General features: G+C 65.0%; 18 protein-coding genes. 11 read left to right on the forward strand and 7 right to left on the reverse strand.

Annotated features, from left to right (window positions below; genetic code table 11):
- The 3 genes from AC5JJ6_RS17400 to rpsA all read left to right on the forward strand — a co-directional run.
- A partial coding sequence (locus tag AC5JJ6_RS17400; protein ID WP_496043267.1) for a carboxyvinyltransferase occupies positions 1–647 on the forward strand: 647 nt, incomplete at its 5' end.
- A gap of 88 nt (positions 648–735) precedes the next feature.
- Positions 736–1,401: a (d)CMP kinase gene (gene cmk / locus AC5JJ6_RS17405; protein ID WP_496043283.1), complete on the forward strand. Its 666-nt coding sequence runs from the start codon at positions 736–738 to the stop codon at positions 1,399–1,401.
- A gap of 141 nt (positions 1,402–1,542) precedes the next feature.
- On the forward strand, positions 1,543–3,267 hold the full coding sequence (rpsA, locus tag AC5JJ6_RS17410) for a 30S ribosomal protein S1 (RefSeq protein WP_044436117.1): 1,725 nt from the start codon (positions 1,543–1,545) through the stop codon (positions 3,265–3,267).
- A gap of 18 nt (positions 3,268–3,285) precedes the next feature.
- On the opposite strand, the gene AC5JJ6_RS17415 is transcribed toward rpsA, so the two are convergent.
- The 3 genes from AC5JJ6_RS17415 to AC5JJ6_RS17425 all read right to left on the reverse strand — a co-directional run bounded on the left by AC5JJ6_RS17415 (position 3,286) and on the right by AC5JJ6_RS17425 (position 6,435).
- Entirely contained in the window at positions 3,286–4,647 is a 1,362-nt protein-coding gene (locus AC5JJ6_RS17415) for a type II toxin-antitoxin system HipA family toxin (RefSeq protein WP_496043268.1), read from the reverse strand.
- The gene (locus AC5JJ6_RS17420) at positions 4,644–4,934 is read right to left on the reverse strand and encodes a helix-turn-helix domain-containing protein (protein ID WP_496043269.1); all 291 of its coding nucleotides are present in this window, start codon (positions 4,932–4,934) and stop codon (positions 4,644–4,646) included. Before AC5JJ6_RS17420 ends, AC5JJ6_RS17415 begins: the two co-directional genes overlap by 4 nt.
- A gap of 130 nt (positions 4,935–5,064) precedes the next feature.
- The gene (locus AC5JJ6_RS17425) at positions 5,065–6,435 is read right to left on the reverse strand and encodes an MFS transporter (protein ID WP_496043270.1); all 1,371 of its coding nucleotides are present in this window, start codon (positions 6,433–6,435) and stop codon (positions 5,065–5,067) included.
- A gap of 470 nt (positions 6,436–6,905) precedes the next feature.
- Between AC5JJ6_RS17425 and AC5JJ6_RS17430 the strand changes: the two genes are divergently transcribed.
- From AC5JJ6_RS17430 to AC5JJ6_RS17450, 5 genes are all read left to right on the forward strand, one after another.
- Positions 6,906–8,321 carry a cytochrome-c peroxidase gene (locus AC5JJ6_RS17430; RefSeq protein ID WP_496043271.1) on the forward strand — a complete coding sequence of 472 codons (1,416 nt, stop codon included), beginning with the start codon at positions 6,906–6,908 and terminating at the stop codon, positions 8,319–8,321.
- A gap of 442 nt (positions 8,322–8,763) precedes the next feature.
- Positions 8,764–8,937 carry a hypothetical protein gene (locus tag AC5JJ6_RS17435; protein WP_496043272.1) on the forward strand — a complete coding sequence of 58 codons (174 nt, stop codon included), beginning with the start codon at positions 8,764–8,766 and terminating at the stop codon, positions 8,935–8,937.
- The gene (gene hcp, locus AC5JJ6_RS17440; protein WP_496043273.1) at positions 8,934–10,415 is read left to right on the forward strand and encodes a hydroxylamine reductase; all 1,482 of its coding nucleotides are present in this window, start codon (positions 8,934–8,936) and stop codon (positions 10,413–10,415) included. The genes AC5JJ6_RS17435 and hcp overlap by 4 nt, the downstream gene beginning before the upstream one ends.
- A 1-nt stretch (position 10,416) precedes the next feature.
- On the forward strand, positions 10,417–11,487 hold the full coding sequence (locus tag AC5JJ6_RS17445) for a 2Fe-2S iron-sulfur cluster-binding protein (RefSeq protein WP_496043274.1): 1,071 nt from the start codon (positions 10,417–10,419) through the stop codon (positions 11,485–11,487).
- A 70-nt stretch (positions 11,488–11,557) separates the two neighbouring features.
- Positions 11,558–11,905 (forward strand): hypothetical protein, encoded by a 348-nt coding sequence (locus AC5JJ6_RS17450; RefSeq protein WP_496043275.1) that lies wholly within the window; start codon positions 11,558–11,560, stop codon positions 11,903–11,905.
- Between the two features lie 16 nt (positions 11,906–11,921).
- Here AC5JJ6_RS17450 and AC5JJ6_RS17455 read toward each other — a convergent pair whose 3' ends face one another.
- Complete coding sequence (locus AC5JJ6_RS17455) at positions 11,922–13,070, reverse strand: site-2 protease family protein (RefSeq protein WP_496043276.1); 1,149 nt, start codon at positions 13,068–13,070, stop codon at positions 11,922–11,924.
- Between the two features lie 211 nt (positions 13,071–13,281).
- Between AC5JJ6_RS17455 and AC5JJ6_RS17460 the strand changes: the two genes are divergently transcribed.
- The 3 genes from AC5JJ6_RS17460 (at position 13,282) to AC5JJ6_RS17470 (ending at position 14,852) form a co-directional block, all read left to right on the forward strand.
- Positions 13,282–13,404, forward strand: a complete 123-nt coding sequence (locus AC5JJ6_RS17460) for a hypothetical protein (protein ID WP_496043277.1) — start codon at positions 13,282–13,284, stop codon at positions 13,402–13,404.
- Positions 13,377–13,907, forward strand: coding sequence for a hypothetical protein (locus AC5JJ6_RS17465; RefSeq protein WP_496043278.1), 531 nt, complete (start codon positions 13,377–13,379; stop codon positions 13,905–13,907). Before AC5JJ6_RS17460 ends, AC5JJ6_RS17465 begins: the two co-directional genes overlap by 28 nt.
- A gap of 156 nt (positions 13,908–14,063) precedes the next feature.
- Complete coding sequence (locus AC5JJ6_RS17470) at positions 14,064–14,852, forward strand: SDR family NAD(P)-dependent oxidoreductase (RefSeq protein WP_496043279.1); 789 nt, start codon at positions 14,064–14,066, stop codon at positions 14,850–14,852.
- A 74-nt stretch (positions 14,853–14,926) separates the two neighbouring features.
- Here the strand turns inward: AC5JJ6_RS17470 and AC5JJ6_RS17475 are convergent, their stop codons facing one another.
- The 3 genes from AC5JJ6_RS17475 to AC5JJ6_RS17485 all read right to left on the reverse strand — a co-directional run.
- On the reverse strand, positions 14,927–15,196 hold the full coding sequence (locus AC5JJ6_RS17475; RefSeq protein ID WP_496043280.1) for a hypothetical protein: 270 nt from the start codon (positions 15,194–15,196) through the stop codon (positions 14,927–14,929).
- 96 nt (positions 15,197–15,292) lie between these two features.
- Positions 15,293–15,907: a glutathione S-transferase family protein gene (locus AC5JJ6_RS17480; RefSeq protein WP_496043281.1), complete on the reverse strand. Its 615-nt coding sequence runs from the start codon at positions 15,905–15,907 to the stop codon at positions 15,293–15,295.
- 252 nt (positions 15,908–16,159) lie between these two features.
- On the reverse strand, positions 16,160–16,415 hold a 256-nt coding region (locus AC5JJ6_RS17485), incomplete at its 5' end, for a heme-binding protein (protein ID WP_496043282.1).

A 16,415-nucleotide genomic window follows, 5' to 3' on the forward strand; every position in this document is an offset into this window, starting at 1 on the left:
AGATCACCGGCCGCCCGGTCCACGTCCCGGCCGATCCCAGCTCCGCCGCCTTCCTGACCGTCGCGGCCCTGATCCGCCCCGGCTCCGACATCACCTTGACCGATGTCGGCATGAACCCGCGCCGCACCGGCCTCTACGACACCCTGATCGAGATGGGCGCCGACATCACCTTCCTGAACCGCCGGGTCGAAGCCGGCGAACCCGTCGCCGACCTCCGCGTCCGCTCCAGCGCCCTGACCGCCGTCGCCGTCCCGCCCGACCGCGCGCCGTCGATGATCGACGAGTACCCGATCCTCGCCATCGCCGCCGCCTGCGCCGAGGGCACCACCACGATGCATGGCTTGGCCGAACTTCGCGTCAAGGAAAGCGACCGCCTCGCGATGGTCGCCAACGGCCTGGACGCCTGCGGCGTCGGGGTCGAAGCCGGCCCCGACAGCCTGACCGTCCACGGCGCCGGTGTGCCGCCGGGGGGCGCCACCGTGGCGACCGCCATGGACCACCGCATCGCCATGAGCTTCCTGGTGCTCGGCATGGCCTCGGCCGAGCCGGTCGCTGTGGACGACGCAGGCTTCATCGATACCAGCTTCCCCGGCTTCGTCGACCTGATGAACGGCCTCGGCGCCCGCATCTCCCAACCTGCCGCCTAACCGACCGCTCAAACGACGGCCCGGCCCACCGCATGATACGCGAGCAATCCCGATGAGGTATCCCATGCCCGACGCACGGCCCAAAGCAATGGTCATCGCCATCGACGGACCGGCCGCCAGCGGCAAGGGTACGCTGTCGCGCCGGCTGGCCGACCGCCTGCATTTCGCCCATCTCGACACCGGCTCGCTCTACCGCGCAGTCGGCCTCGCCGTGCTGCGCGCCGGCGGCGACCCCTCCGACGCCGCCCAGGCGACCGAGGCCGCCTACGCCCTGCATCCGGAAACCACGCCCCGAGTCCTCGCCGACAAGGATCTCCGCGCCGACGAGGTCGCCTCCGCCGCGTCCCAGGTCGCCATCGTCCCGGCGGTGCGGGAAGCGCTGCTGGCGTTCCAGCGCGATTTCGCCGCATACCCCCCCGGCAACGCGCGCGGCGCGGTGCTGGACGGCCGCGATATCGGCACCATCGTCTGCCCCGATGCCGACGCCAAGCTTTTCGTCACCGCGTCGGTCGAAGCAAGGGCCGAACGGCGCCTGAAAGAGTTGCGGGAACGCGGCGTCCCGGTTATATATGCAGCCGTCCTGGAGGACATGAGAGAACGAGATGCGCGCGACAGCCAGAGAGCGGTGGCCCCGCTCAAGCCGGCTGCCGACGCATTTTTGCTTGACACCTCGTCAATGAACGCCGATCAGGCACTCGACGCGGCGATATCTTTCATCTGCTCCAAAACCGGCCTCTCCGATCATTGTGCGTAGGCCTGCTGCCGAGCCAGCGCCGTCCAGGATTAGAAAACAAAGTCGCCGGACATGAGGTCCGGCGCGGCGGCCCCCATTCCGTTTCAACCATCGGATGCCGACGGTTCGGGGGCGGCTATATGATCAACCTTAGGAGTTTCAATGGCACAAGCAGCAGCTAGATCCGAGAGCTTTGGCGGAATGGAGAGCTTCGCCGCATTGCTCGAGGAGACGCTCGGCACCAGCGACAGCCTGGAAGGTACCGTCGTCAAAGGCCGTGTCATCTCGATCGAAAACGACAACGTGCTTATCGACGTCGGCCTGAAGTCTGAAGGCCGTGTTGCCCTCAAGGAATTCGGCGGCCCCGGCGGCAATGTCGAACTGAAGCCCGGCGATACGGTCGAAGTCTACCTCGAGCGGATGGAAGACAAGAACGGCGAAGCCGTCCTGTCCCGCGAGAAGGCCAAGCGCGAAGAAGCCTGGACGCTGCTGGAGAAGTCGTTCAACGATCAGTCCCGCGTCACCGGCGTGATCTTCGGGCGGGTCAAGGGCGGCTTCACGGTCGATCTCTCCGGCGCCGTGGCGTTCCTGCCGGGCAGCCAGGTGGATATCCGTCCGGTCCGCGACATTTCCCCGCTGCTGGGCACCCCCCAGCCGTTCCAGATCCTCAAGATGGACCGCTCGCGCGGCAACATCGTGGTGTCCCGCCGCGCCGTGCTCGAAGAGAGCCGCGCCGAGGCCCGGTCCGAACTGGTCGCCAACCTCAAGGAAGGCCAGGTTCTCCAGGGCGTCGTCAAGAACATCACCGATTACGGCGCGTTCGTCGATCTCGGCGGCGTCGATGGTCTGCTGCACGTCACCGACATCGCGTGGCGCCGCATCAACCATCCGTCGGAAGCCCTCCAGATTGGCCAGACCGTCACGGTCCAGGTCATCCGCTTCAACCCGGAAACCCAGCGCATCAGCCTCGGCATGAAGCAGCTTGAGGCCGATCCGTGGGAAGGCGTGGAAGCCAAGTACCCGGTCGGGGCCAAGTTCAAGGGCCGCGTCACCAACATCACCGACTACGGCGCCTTCGTGGAGCTGGAGCCGGGGATCGAAGGTCTGGTGCACGTCTCCGAGATGTCCTGGACCAAGAAGAACGTCCATCCCGGCAAGATCGTTTCGACCTCCCAGGAAGTCGAAGTCATGGTGCTGGACGTCGATCCCCAGAAGCGCCGCATCAGCCTGGGCCTCAAGCAGTGCCTGGACAACCCGTGGGAGTCCTTCGTGGACAAGTTCCCCGGCGGTACGGAGCTGGAAGGCGAAGTCAAGAACATCACCGAGTTCGGCCTGTTCGTAGGATTGCCCGGCGATATCGACGGCATGGTCCACATGTCCGATATCGACTGGAACAAGTCGGGCGAAGAAGCCATCGCCGAGTTCAAGAAGGGCGATCAGGTCAAGGTCAAGGTTCTCGACGTCGATGTCGAGAAAGAGCGTATCAGCCTGGGCATCAAGCAGCTCTCCTCGGACCCGTTCGAGAGTGCCGCTGCCGGCATGAAGAAGGGTGACGTCGTCACCACGACCGTTACGGCCATCACCGATGGCGGTATCGAAGTCGCGGTCGCCGACGGGTTCTCCGGCTTCATCCGCAAGTCCGATCTGTCGCGTGAGCGTTCCGAACAGCGTCCGGATCGTTTCGCCGTCGGTGAAAAGGTCGATGCCAAGGTCACTCAGGTCGATCGCGGCGGCCGTCGCATCAGCCTGTCGATCAAGGCCAAGGAAGTCGAAGAAGAGAAGCAGGCCATGCAGGAATTCGGGTCCTCGGACTCGGGCGCCAGCCTCGGCGACATTCTCGGCGCGGCCCTCCGCCGCGCCCAGAGCAAGGAGCAGAGCGAGGATTAATCTCCCTCGTCTCCCGCTTCAAGCTTTGGTCTGAAAGGGGCCGCCGCGAGCAATCGCGGCGGCCCTTTCCGTGTCCGCCCCCTCCGGTGCCGGCCCGGCATCTTCACCGCCCCCATCGCCGATTTCCTCGACATGGGCGAGGTTGCGGACCACGGTCCGGCAACGAGATTTGATCGCGGCGGCGAAGTCGCCCAGCAGCGGATGGCCGCCGCCGGGCATGGCCCTGACCGACTCGACCGCCTGCGGGATATTCCGGCGAGCCTTCCCGGCAAGGGCCTCGACCCGTTGCAGGATCATGGTGCGGTTGAAGCCGCACTCACCGGCCATCCGTTGCCAGTGGCGTCCCATCACGTAGTCGCCTCTGTCCTTGCCCGCGAGCGTTTGCGACAAGTTCCTGGTGACGTTCTCCCATGTCGCCGCGCACATGAGATCGTAGAGCGGGGCCAGCGAGAACCCCCGGCCCGTGAGCAGGATGCTGTAGTTCTTCGCGTGGGCATCCGTGTTGCAGATCAGGATGTTGAAGATGACGGCGTCGAGCAGCCGGGTGCGGTCGGCCGCCGTCAGGTGAGTGTCCACCACCGCGAACATGTCGACAAGGTGTGGCCCTTTGACGCCGGAGCGGTTCCGCTCGTACTTCGCCCCCGGCGGCTTGCCGAGCGCTTGGCAGAAATCCTCCTGATGGATGCGAAGGCGCCGTCCGTTCCGCTCCACGCGGTCGTAGCGGGTCACCAGCAGATAACTCCGCTCGCCGGCCTTGCCGATCGTCACCTTTGCGGTCTTCAGTCCGCAAAGATCGGAGAGGGTCATGCACAGGGCCTCGTTCTGCACGCTTCCCCAAAGCCGCCGCGCATCGGGCTTCAGAATATGCGTGGACGGTGCCCCGTTGACCGGAATCCCGAGCGTTCCATCCGCCATGAGCGCGACGGGCAGCTTATCCTGGGCACCGGCCAGCGACATCGACACGCCGTCCTCGCCCGCCAGGAACGGTTTGGCCGGAAGCTCATCGATGATTCGTTCAAGACCAGCCTCGCCGGAGATCGGCCGATAGCCGGGAACCTCTCCCTCCCGCAGCCGCCCGATGGTCAAGGCTCCTGCCGTGTCCCGGCCGATCCGCTCCAGGATTCCGATGGTATCCTGGGGTGAGACGCCGAGGTTCCGTCCTATGGCGAGAAGATTGCCCTCTTCCGGCAGGAGGTTGGCCAGCCACGGCAGCAGCGTTCCCGAAGCAAAGGGGCTGGGGTCCAGCGGCATTCCCAGCGACACCGGGAAAGCTCCCCGCGTCTTCGGCCAGCGGGGGTCATAGGCGAAGGAGGGGCCATCCTCGGCAAGCGTGATGTTCCCGACGAGGAAGCTTTCATAATGGATCGGGAGCGTGGTCAAGCATCCCCTCCGATATCGGGAAGGTCGGGATAGGCGTCGGCGGAGCCGGCGGCTGGAAGCTCGGCACCGGACAAGGCTGGAGCAGCATCGGTCAACCGGATGCCGACGCCTCTGGCGACGGCAAGGGCCTTGCCAAGCTGGCAAGTCGGCTTGCCGCTCTCCAGATCGACAATGAATCGCTCGCCGACGTTGACGGCAAGGGCGAGGTCGCGCTGAGTCAGCCCAAGCGCCTGCCGGCGCAAGCGGATCAAGCCACCGAAGCGGCTGGCTGAATCGATGATCTCCACGGCGCACCCCCTATCTTCCCGCTCGGTAAGATGATCCTGTCCCGTAACCGGGTCAAGGCCCTATCTTCCCGAGCGGGAAGGCCGCTCGATCCCGGCGTGTGCTTATCCCGGCATCTTTAGGCTCCCGGTATCAACTCTGCCCCGGCGCCGCCGTGAACCGCCGCAACCCGCTTGCGACTCCCGCCAGCGCCGCCGCACCGGCCGCAAGCCCCACCGCGATGACCGTCCCCCGGCCATGATCGGGAACCAGCCCAAAGATCAACCCGACCAGCGCCGCTCCCAAGGTCTGGCCCAGCAGCCGGGCCGTCGCCTGGATTCCGCTGGCCCCGCCGCTGCGCTCCCTCGGCGCGCTGGTGATCAGCACCTTGTTGTTCGGCGACTGAAACAGCCCGAAGCCCAAGCCGCAAAGCGCCATCCGCCAGGAGATATCGGCCATCGTCGGGTCCGCCGGCATCAGGGCGAGCAGCCCAAGGCCCACCGCCAGAACTCCCAACCCGGCAGCCGCCAGGATTCCAGGATCGTAGCGGTCCGCCAACCGGCCCGAGATAGGCGCTATGACGGCGATAGCCAGCGGCCACGGCGTCATCAGCAGCCCGGTTTCTCCCTGCGACCGGCCGATGACGTCCTGGAAGTAGAAGGGCAGGGAGACATAGGCGATGCTCTGTGCCCCGAACGAACAGACCGAGGTAACCACCGACAGCGCGAAGACCGGCAGCTTCAGCAGATCGACCGGCAGCAGGGGTGCTTCCTGCGACAACTGCCGCCTGATCAGGAAATACCCCAGCACCAAGGCCCCGCCGAGTTCCGCAACGACCAGCGCCGTATGCTGGCTATCGTCCAGCCCCTTGATGCCGACGATCAGCAGACCGAAAGTCAGGGTATTCAGCAAAGCGCTGAGTGCATCGAACTTGCGGTCGGCATGCGGAGTTTCCGGCAAGGCACGCCACGCGACGAACAGCGCCAGCAGGCCCAGCGGCACGTTGGTCGCGAACAGCCATTGCCACGACGCGGCGGATAGGATCAGCGCCGCGACGCTCGGGCCGGCGGCGGAGGACACCGCGACGATCAGCGCGTTATAGCCGACTCCGCGTCCCAGCAAACTATAGGGATAGATGAACCGGATCAGCGCGATGTTCACGCTCATCAGCCCGGCGGCGCCCAAACCCTGGACGATGCGCGCCAGCGTCAGGGTCAGCAGCGAATCCGACATCGCGCAGGCCAGCGACGCCACGGTGAACACCGCAAGCCCGCTCAAGTAAACCCGCCGGTACCCGAAGATGTCGCCCAGCGACGCCAGCGGGAACAGCGAAACCGTGACCGCAAGCTGATAGGCATTGACGATCCAGATCGAGTCGGCTGGCCGGATATTCAGCTCTTTCGAGATTGTCGGCAGCGCGACATTCGCGATGGAACTGTCGAGAACCGCCATGGTGAGTGCGATCGCAATCGCCGAAACAGCCCAGTACCGTTGCGGTACCGGAAGTCCATCCGCAGGATTCATTCTTGAAATACGCCCCTCATGTCTCCGGCGCCCGGTTGCCGGAGTCCCATTAACAATGGTGAGGGTTAGTCGGCGCTTGTGACAAGCCTCAACTCGCCACCCGGCGCGTCACTCCCGCCGGAACCTATCCACCCTTGAGGCGGCAGTGGACCAAAAGACATCGAAGCACCTGTCGACAGTTATATGCGCTCTTTCGACAAATCCCTTACTTCGGGCGCAGTCCGCCACGTTTGGGTGGACCCTGATTAATACCGTGGAATTGAGGGGCATTAAGTTCCGATAAAATTCGGCAAAATAGTACGTATGCAGCAAAGCATGCTGTGTCTTACCTCCAGAACAGTGAGAATAGAGTGCGAGGCTGAGATTAGAGGAGAGAGTGAGCCTCGTAGATCTTGGTGTTTTCATGGTGCTACCACTTGCGTTCAAATATCCCCAGCTGAGGTATAACCTGCGAGAGGTCGCGGATTACCTTGCCGGAAGGGAAAGGCGAGGAAAAAATGACATATCAAAAACTAAAGTCTGCAATAGCAGTATCTGTAGCGGCGCTGCCTTTGTTGCTTGTTGGTGCGGAGGCAACTGCACTTGACTCAATAGAATTATTAGGAAAGCACGTATTCTTCGATGAAAAGTTGTCGACACCAAGTAATAAGCAGGCCTGTGCCAGCTGCCACGCCCCTGGAAAAGGCTGGGTACTGCCGGACTCCGAAATAAACCGCACGACAGTAGTAGCACCTGGCGCAGCGCCGCACGCATTGGGCAGCATCAAGCCACCGAATAATTCCTATGCCACCTTCAGTCCGCCTTTTAAGAGCAGTCCAGCAGGCCCGTTCGTGCCACCCTGGCTGGGCGGCACCTTCTGGGACGGTCGCGCCGAAGGCTGCGGAGCGACGCCTGGCACCTGTCCCGTTGCGCCGTCAGGCGGGCAGGTCAGTGAAACCGTCATGAAGTCGGACCTGCCGCCATCCAAACAGGCTCAGTACTTGAAATATCTTGGTCCGGTAGCCGATCAGGCCTTGAATCCATTTCCAAACGATGTCGAGCAGAACATTCGAGAGAAGAATGTCTGCCAGATGGTTAAAACAGCCAAGTACAAGGATTTATATCAGAAGGCATTTGGCGAAGCGATAGATTGCCAACCCAATCCGAAGTCCAATCCGGCTTATCGGACCAGCTTCAAGCGGATCGCCGTGGCCCTTTCTGCTTGGCAGTCCTCATCCGATGTCAATTCGTTCAGCTCAAAGAGAGACCGGGCGCTGGCGGCTGATCCTGACCACAAATTTCCTCTTCAGGGCTTCACGAAGGAGGAAAACCAGGGCCATGACCTTTTCTATGGAATCACATCGCTGCTGAACCAGTCGGGAAAAAGTGGCGGCTGTTCGGTATGCCACAATGGAGTTCGACAAGGCCAGCCCGCCGATCCCTCGGGTGAGGCGCCACAACAAATCTACGCGGATTTCCGGTACCACAACATCGGCACGCCTTTCAACCGTGAGATCCCAGGTGTTGCGGTAGGCGAGAAAATCGGCCTGAAAGCCCATGTGCCCGATGAAGCGCCAGGGTTTTTCAAGACACCGACCGTACGAAACGCAGCGAAGGGTGTGAGCGCCGGCTTCACCAAAGCGTTCACCCACAATGGCTGGTTCAAGAGCCTCGACAGTCTGGTTCACTTCTACAATACGCGTGACGTCAAAGTTAAATGTGAGACCATCAAGATCGTCAATGCCACGGAAAAGGAAGCCTTGGCGAACAACTGCTGGCCGAAGTCGGAATTCGACAACCCTGCTGCGGTAATCATCGGGAACAACAAGCTGACAACAGATGAGGAAAAGGCCATTGTGGCTTACATCAAGACACTGACAGACCAGTATACGCCCACAGCTCCCTGACATATCGGCATTGCCCTGGTCAGGCCAGCGGCGACGCATCAAACGAACTGGCCGGATTTGACGATCCAAGATCAAGGACCGAAGAAGTTGCCTTGGTGAAGGCACTGATGCCATAGGTCGGCTACCGCTTTTCTTTAGCCGACCTACGCGCATATGCTATGCAATTATGCGATGAAACTATTTTCACAGGCCGATTTCTCCGGCTCCTGGTATGGCTTGCAGCCGAATACATCCTGTTTCGGCATTCCCCAATCACGTTGAACGGGACATCCGCAGATCCCGCCGCCGCTTGACGTTGGTCAAGCCGGCGCCGCCGCTCCCGGCATAAGGTCCGCCACCCTTTCGGGTGGGACACACCCCATCCGACGGCAGGCCGGAGCCGGCAGACCGCTCCATCCCGCCGCCCCAGGTTTTCAGAAATGATTTGATCCAGGAGCACCCCATGTTCTGTTACCAGTGCGAGCAGACCCAGCACATCGACGCCCTCGCCGGCTGCCATTCGCAGAAGGGAACCTGCGGCAAGGATGGCCTCACCAGCGACCTTCAGGACATCCTGATCCACGCGGTCAAGGGGCTGGCGCAGAGGTCTCGCACAGGGCGCGGGCGCTCGGCGTGACCGATGCCGCCGTGGACGATTTCATCCACTACGCGCTGTTCACCACGCTGACCAACGTCAACTTCAACCCCGTCCGGATCGAACAACTGGTCCGTCAGGCCGTGACGCTGCGCGACGCCCTGGCCGGCAAGGCCGCCGCCGGCGCGCCTCTCGCGACGCCTCCCGGTGCCGCCAGCTACCAGCCGCCCGCCACCCAGGCCCTGATGCTGGCCGAAGCCGCTGGATTCGGCGTCCGCGCCGGGGTGGAAACCGTGGGCGAGGACGTGATCGGCCTGCGCGTCCTGGTGCTCTACGGCATGAAGGGCGTCGCAGCATATTACCACCACGCCACCGTCCTGGGCTTTCGCCATCCCGATATCGACGCCGAGATCGCCCGCATCCTCTCCGACCTTGCCGGCGACCCCACCGACATCCCCGGCCTGCTGGCCCTGGCGCTCGACGCCGGGACGCTGAACCTCAAGGTGATGGAACTGCTGGACGCCGCCAACACCGGCACCTACGGCACGCCGGAGCCGACCGTCGTCCGCATGACGCCGCGCGCCGGCAAGGCGATCCTGGTCAGCGGCCACGACCTCGGCGACCTCGCCCGCATCCTGGAACAGACGGCAGGCACCGGCATCCTCGTCTACACCCATGGCGAGCTTTTGCCCGCCAACGCCTATCCGGCGCTGAAGGCCCATCCGCACCTCGCCGGCAATTTCGGCGGCGCGTGGCAGGACCAGCACGCGGACTTCGCCGCCTTCCCCGGTCCGGTCGTGCTGACCTCCAACTGCCTGATCGAGCCGCAGCGCTCCTATAAGGGTCGCATCTTCACCGCCGGTCCGGTCGGCTGGCCGGGCGTCCGTCACATCGAGAACGGCGATTTCTCCCCCGTCGTCCAGGCCGCCCAGGCCCTGCCGGGCTTCACCCAGGATGCGCCGGAGAAGACGACCACCATCGGTTTCGCCCGCGACACCGTAATGGGCGTCGCCGGTACCGTGATCGACGCGGTCAAGAGCGGCGCGATCCGCCGGTTCTTCCTGATCGGCGGCTGCGACGGCGCGGCACCGGGCCGCAACTACTACACCGAAGTCGCGGAGGCCGCCCCCGCCGACACCGTCATGCTGACGCTGGGCTGCGGCAAGTTCCGCATCAACGGCACGGACCACGGCACTATCGGCGGCATCCCGCGCCTGCTCGACCTCGGCCAGTGCAACGATGCCTGGTCCGCCATCAAGATCGCCTCGGCGCTGGCCGATGCGTTCCAGTGCGGCGTCAACGACCTGCCGCTGTCGCTGATGGTTTCCTGGTTCGAGCAGAAGGCGACCGCCGTGCTGCTGTCGCTGCTGGCGCTGGGGATCAAGGGCATCCATCTCGGCCCGACGCTCCCGGCCTTCCTGACGCCGACGCTGCTGGCCGTCCTCCAGGAGAAGTTCGACCTCCGCGCCAACGGCGATGCGGCGGCCGATGTCGCCCGCGCGCTCGGTCAGGCCGCCTGACATGAGCGAGGCGAACGTGACGGCCGGTTTCGGCATAACCATCAAGACGCGCGACGGCCGGTCCGTCGCGTTCGCCTGCGGTCCGGACGAGCGCATGCTCGACGCCGCCGGCCGGCAGGACCTCTATCCCCCGGCCCAGTGCGGCCAGGGAAGCTGCGGCGCCTGCCTCGCCTATGTCGAAACCGGGGAGGTCGAGCGGGAACCGTGCAGCCCCTCGGCCCTGCCGGAAACCGAGCGGGACAAGGGCGGCATCCTGCTGTGCCGCTGCCGCCCGCTGTCCGACGTCGATCTCCGCGTGCCCTACGACGCGGCATCGATCCGGTTCGAGCCGGAACCCGAGCGCACCGCCGTCATCGAGTCCATCGAAACCCTCAGCGCCCCGATGCGCCGCCTCGTCCTGCGCCTCGGTCCCGGTCCCGACGGCGGGGCAGGGGTGGATTTCGAGCCCGGCCAGTTCCTGGAACTGACCGTTCCCGGCGCCGGCCTGACGCGGGCCTATTCCATCGCCTCCACCCCCAATTGGGACGGCCGGGTCGAACTGCTGATCCGGCTTCAGCCGGGCGGACGCTTCTCGGAATGGCTGGCGAACACGGCGGCCCCCGGCATGGAACTGATCGCGTGCGGGCCGCAGGGCGGCTTCATGCTGCACGACCGGGGCCTGGACCCGCGCTGGTTCGTCGCCGGCGGCAGCGGCCTTGCGCCCGTTCTCTCCATGCTGCGCCGCATGGCGGAGTGGGGCGACCCGCAGCCGGCCCGGCTGTTCTACGGCACCTGGCAGCGCGACGAGCAGGTCTGCGACGCCGAGCTGACGGCGCTTCAATCGCAGATGCCGGGCCTGGAGATCACCCGCACCGTGGCCGGCGCCGACCCCGCATGGACAGGGACCGCCGGCTCGGTCGTCGATACGCTGGCCGGTTCCCTGCAAACCCTCCGCCGACAGGGCGACCCGCTCCCCGACATCTATGTCTGCGGCTCGCCGGGAATGGTCGAAGCGGTCCGCGCCGCCGCGGCCAAAGCCGGCTTGCCCGAAGACCGGGTGTTCCATGAGCAGCGCGGAGCGGCCTCCCCGTGACCAGGAACCCCTCCCCACGCGTGCTGTTGGGAAAAACAGTCTTCAGACCAATAGCAGCGGGAGAGGTCCCATGGCAGACGAGAACAACACCGCCACCACCGGCCGCGACGCACCGACCGAGGATCCCGGCCGTGAGGTCAAGGTCAGCAAGGAAGACCGCGCCCAGGGCGTCGTTTCGCAGCGCGAGACCTCGATCCTCGGCAATCAGGCCGTCTCCGAGGAAGCCGGCCTTGCGGCGACCGGAGCCGGCCGTTCCCGGATGGAAGGCGCGCAGGGCTCCGGCTCGACCACGACCGGAACTCCCGGCACCCCCGGTCCCGAGAACAACGACGGCGCCGTTTCCGGCACCACCGGCCTCGGCGTCGGAGGGACGCCGCCGAGCAGCCCGCACGACACCGCCGACAAGGTCGAGCGCTGATCCCAGGCTCGCAACTCTAAGCCGTCCGGTCCGTCGGCGCTCCTCCCGTCCCCCCTCCGGTCGTCCGCCAGGGAGATCCCGGCGGACGCCGGTCCGGGCGGGCGGCCTGCACCATCATCATCTCGCCGATATTCTCCGGCGTTATCAGCCCCAGCAACCGGCCCTCCCGGTTCGTAATGCCGACGGCGGGCAGCCCCTGTTCCTGCATCAGCCGCAACGCCTCGTCCAGGTTGCGCTTGTCCTCGATCACCGGGATGTCCGACCGCATCACCTCCAGCACGGGCGTATCCGGGCCGCGTTCCCGCAGCGCCTTGATCATGTCGTCTCGGGTCAGCACCCCGCGCAGCTTTCCGCCCCCGTCCACCACGGGGAATTCGTGCTGCGTCGTGTGGATCAGCGCCTGTACGGCATCCTCCACCACGCTCGACGGCGACAGGCTTTCGAACCGGGTGATCATCGCGTCTCCGGCGATCATCCCGCGCGACACCTCCCGAAGCTGCACCGCATGGGCCTCCGACGACGCCGCCAGATACACGAACAGTGCTATGAAGATCAGCAGCGGGTTGCCGAACAGCCCCAGCAGGCCCAGCGCGAAAGCCACCGCCTGACCGATGGAAGCCGCGATCTGGGTCGCCCGCCCGTATCCCATCCGCGTCGCCAGCAGCGCCCGGAGCGCCCGCCCGCCGTCCATCGGAAAAGCCGGGATCAAGTTGAACAGCACCAGGAACACATTGACCGAGGCTAGCCGCGCCAGCAGCCCGACCCCCGGATTGTCGACCTCCATGCTTTCCGCCGACGGCATCCCGCCGATCGCCAGGAACAGCAGCGCCGCGATCACGACATTGACGGCGGGACCGGCCAGCGCCACCACCAGCTCCTGCGACGGCTTCTCCGGAATCCGCTCCAGCCGCGCCACGCCGCCGATCGGCAGCAGCGTGATGTCCGGCGTCTGCACGCCGTATCTGCGCGCCGCGAAGACATGGCCGAACTCGTGCAGCAGCACGCAGGCGAACAGCAGGACGATGAACAGAACCCCCTGCATCGCCGCCTCCGGTCCGCCCTGCGCATAATGCGCACCGCCGATCCAGATCAGGAAAAGCAGGAAGGTCATGTGGATCCGGATCACGGTCCCCTTCACGGAGCCGATCGGAAACGACCAGGACATGAACGATATCTCCCCCACGGTTCGCCCAGATGTTCGCCGGGATGCTTCGTCTCCATTAATGGGCTGCGCCAGCGCGTTTTGACCCGTTTCGCCCCATCGCGTGTTCATGCACCACCAATGCGAAGGACCTGCCCCCTATTTGGAGAAAACGCCGTGACGATGCCGAAGCCGACCCAGCTCCCGCCGCCCGCTCCCCGAGGGAGCCGCTGACATGCGCCTGCTCGATCTCGTAGCGCGGCTGGTGTTCGGCTTCGCCAGCATCTTCCTGATCCTGCTGGCAGGCGCGCTGATCAGCTACGCCGGCTGGTGTTCGGCTTCGCCAGCATCTTCCTGATCCTGCTGGCAGGCGCGCTGATCAGCTACGCCGGCTGGGGCGTCGTTTCCGCCATCGGCCAGTCGGCGGAGAACATCGATTCGATCCTGCTGGAAGCGGTCGGCTACACGATCATCTCGATAGCTGTCTTCGACGTCGGCAAATACCTGCTGGAGGAGGAGGCGATCCGGGCGCGGGAACTGCGCCACGCCGGCGAAGCCCGCCGCAGCCTGACCAAGTTCATCTCCACGATAGCGATAGCGGTCTTCCTGGAAGCGCTGGTCGCCGTCTTCGAGGCCGCCAAGCAGGACATGAGCATGATGCTCTGTCCGACCCTGCTGATGTTCGTCGGCGTCGCCCTGATCGTCGGCCTCGGCATCTTCCAGCGCCTCAGCATCGAGGTCGAGATGGAAACCGGCGGTCCCCGCAAGGAACCGAAGAACGATGCCGAGGCCAGGGAAGAGAAAGAGGAGGAGCTTGAAGCTCCCGCGGAGGAAAGCTCTCGGCCTGCGCTACAGTCGTAGCATCGGGCCGCGACGCTTGTAGCATTCGTCACCGCCATGACACATCCTCACAACAGCGGTCTAGGACCGTAACATCCTGTAATGAATGGATGTCGCACCTTATTCAGTCATTGGCCCGATGTTTGCTCCGCCGGCATGGCACAAGGAGGAAAAGCCATGCCAACGAACATTGAAAACAAGAGCATCGTCGTAACCGGCGCCGGACGCGGGATCGGCGCGGAAATCGCGCGCGGCCTCGCCGCCGACGGAGCCCGCCTTACCGTCGCCGACCTGTCCGGAGAAGCCGCCGAAAAGGTCGCGGCCGAGATCCGCGGCGCCGGCGGCGCCGCGATCGGCGTCGCGGCCGATGTCCGCCAGCGTGAAAGCGTCCGCGCCATGATTGACCGGGCAGTGCAGGAGCATGGCCGGCTCGACGTGATCTTCAACAACGCCGGCGTCGCCCAGACCAAGCCGTTCCTCGACATAACCGAGGACGACTGGCACTTCGTCAACGATGTCAACGCGCTCGGCGTGATGATCTGCATGCAGGAAGCTATCCGCCGGATGCAGGCCCAAGGCGGCAGCGGCAAGATCGTCAACACGGCGTCGATAGCCGGCAAGCAGGGCTACGAGCCGCTGGCCCATTACTCCGCCAGCAAGTTCGCCGTCGTGGCCCTGACCCAGGCTGCCGCCCGCGCCTTCGGCAAGGACCGCATCAACGTCAACGCGATCTGCCCCGGCGTCGTCGCGACCGATATGTGGAAGGTGATCGACGGCGGCTTCCGCGAGCACGGCCTGACGTCGCGGGAGAACGAGGCCTTCGACACCTTCGCCGGCATTGCCGTGCTCGGCCGGCCTTCCACGCCCCAGGATCTCGTCGGCGTCGCCCGCTTCCTGGCGTCCGCCGACAGCGACTTCATGACCGGCCAATCCCTTCTGGTGGACGGCGGCATGGTCTTCGCCTAAGCGCCTGAGCGAGTAAATACGACCGGCGGAGCGTCCCAACCATCCCCAACGCTCCGCCACCTCGTCGCGCCGTCTTAGCGCGTCTGCGTTCCGCCGTCCGGCGTGATGGTCTGTTCGATATGGCCGGAGCGCTCCTGTCCCTCCGCGTCGGGCGGAACGTCCCGGTCGGCATCCCGCATCACCGCACGGGTCGCCTGCATCCCCTTGAAAGTCCGGCTCTCGGGCTCGTCCGGCGTATGCGCCTTGCCCTCGTTGATCCGGCGGCCTTCCTCTTCCTTCTCGCTGACGTAGCTGTCGATTTCCCGGTCTTCCGGCTGAAGGTCTTCCGGCTTATTGGCGGCCATGGTGTGATCTTTCCAACTGAGTGCTCAACCCATCACCAACAGCCGAAACCTTCGCATGTTACCGGCTTCCGGTTCCTCGCCTGCCGGAACGGGCCGTCAGCGGTATCCTTCCTCCCTCAGCACGCGGTGGACCGCCGGCCGTTCCCGCATCCGCCTGTAGTGCGCCAGACAGTTAGCCGGCAGGCCGATGCCGGTCTTGTCGGCCCAGAACTCGACATAGAACAGGGCGGCGTCGGCGATGGAGAAGGCCCCGGCGACGTAATCCTTGCCCTCCAGCACCGCATCCATCAGCCCGAGCCCCTTGACCGCGATCTCCCGGCCGCGTGCCTTTACCGCGTCGAAGGCCGCTTCATCCGCCGTGAAGGCGGATGTGGTGAAGATCCGCGCGAAGCCCTGCATGTGGATCGTGCCGACGACGTAGTCCATCACCTCCATCACTGCCGCGTCGCCGTCGGGATCGCCCGGCATCAGCTTCGCCCTGGGGTTGGTGCGCGCCAGCCAGTAGGCGATGGCCTGAAACTCCGTCAGCGCCGTCCCGTCGTCGCGAAGCAGCGTCGGGATGGTCGATTTCGGGTTCATCGCGACATAGTCGGGCTTGAACTGGTCGCCCGCCGGCAGGTTGACGATCGCCGCCTCGAAGGGATTGTCGATCTCCTCCAGCAGGATGTGAATCCCGGTCGAACACGAACCGGGCGTCATGTAGAGCCTCATCGATCACTCCCGCTGCTGGAACCGGAGCGAAACAGTAGCATGCCCGGACACCCCGCCGTCCTGCGGCCATCCGCCCCGGCCATGGCAAGCGGTTCCCATGTGGCCAGCAGGCCAAGAGGGGCTGGAGCTTCAGTGGGCCGGGGCTTCAGTGGGCCGGGGCTTCAGTGGGCCGGGGCTTCAGTGGAAGGACAAGGGGGATCTGGATGCTTGAATCGGATTGCCCCCTTGTCTCGCCAGCTCACGCGGAGGAACTTACTGCGGCGACGCGCTTGCGCCTGCGGGGCTGCTGGCGGCGACGGCACCCGCTTGGGCAACCTCACCATCCTGCGACCCGCTGCCGCCCGAGATGCCGATGGCGCCGATAAGCTTGCCTTCCACGATGATCGGAAAGCCGCCGTCGATCGGGATGGCGCCCGTCAGGCGAAGGATGCGAAGTCCCTCGCCGCCGGCGGCCACGCTGTCCTGAAACAGCTTGGTTGGGCGCCGGAACAGGGCCGAAGTGCTCGCC

The sequence above is a fragment of the Skermanella sp. genome (genome assembly GCF_059503625.1).

What these genes read in the sequence shown, in the direction of transcription:
- AC5JJ6_RS17425 (WP_496043270.1), bottom strand. Translation starts at nt 6,435, where the DNA reads ATGAATCCTGCGGATGGACTTCCGGTACCGCAACGGTACTGGGCTGTT.
- AC5JJ6_RS17445 (WP_496043274.1), top strand. Translation starts at nt 10,417, where the DNA reads ATGAGCGAGGCGAACGTGACGGCCGGTTTCGGCATAACCATCAAGACG.
- cmk (WP_496043283.1), top strand. Translation starts at nt 736, where the DNA reads ATGGTCATCGCCATCGACGGACCGGCCGCCAGCGGCAAGGGTACGCTG.
- rpsA (WP_044436117.1), top strand. Translation starts at nt 1,543, where the DNA reads ATGGCACAAGCAGCAGCTAGATCCGAGAGCTTTGGCGGAATGGAGAGC.
- AC5JJ6_RS17480 (WP_496043281.1), bottom strand. Translation starts at nt 15,907, where the DNA reads ATGAGGCTCTACATGACGCCCGGTTCGTGTTCGACCGGGATTCACATC.
- AC5JJ6_RS17475 (WP_496043280.1), bottom strand. Translation starts at nt 15,196, where the DNA reads ATGGCCGCCAATAAGCCGGAAGACCTTCAGCCGGAAGACCGGGAAATC.
- AC5JJ6_RS17470 (WP_496043279.1), top strand. Translation starts at nt 14,064, where the DNA reads ATGCCAACGAACATTGAAAACAAGAGCATCGTCGTAACCGGCGCCGGA.
- AC5JJ6_RS17460 (WP_496043277.1), top strand. Translation starts at nt 13,282, where the DNA reads ATGCGCCTGCTCGATCTCGTAGCGCGGCTGGTGTTCGGCTTCGCCAGC.
- AC5JJ6_RS17435 (WP_496043272.1), top strand. Translation starts at nt 8,764, where the DNA reads ATGTTCTGTTACCAGTGCGAGCAGACCCAGCACATCGACGCCCTCGCC.
- AC5JJ6_RS17450 (WP_496043275.1), top strand. Translation starts at nt 11,558, where the DNA reads ATGGCAGACGAGAACAACACCGCCACCACCGGCCGCGACGCACCGACC.
- AC5JJ6_RS17455 (WP_496043276.1), bottom strand. Translation starts at nt 13,070, where the DNA reads ATGTCCTGGTCGTTTCCGATCGGCTCCGTGAAGGGGACCGTGATCCGG.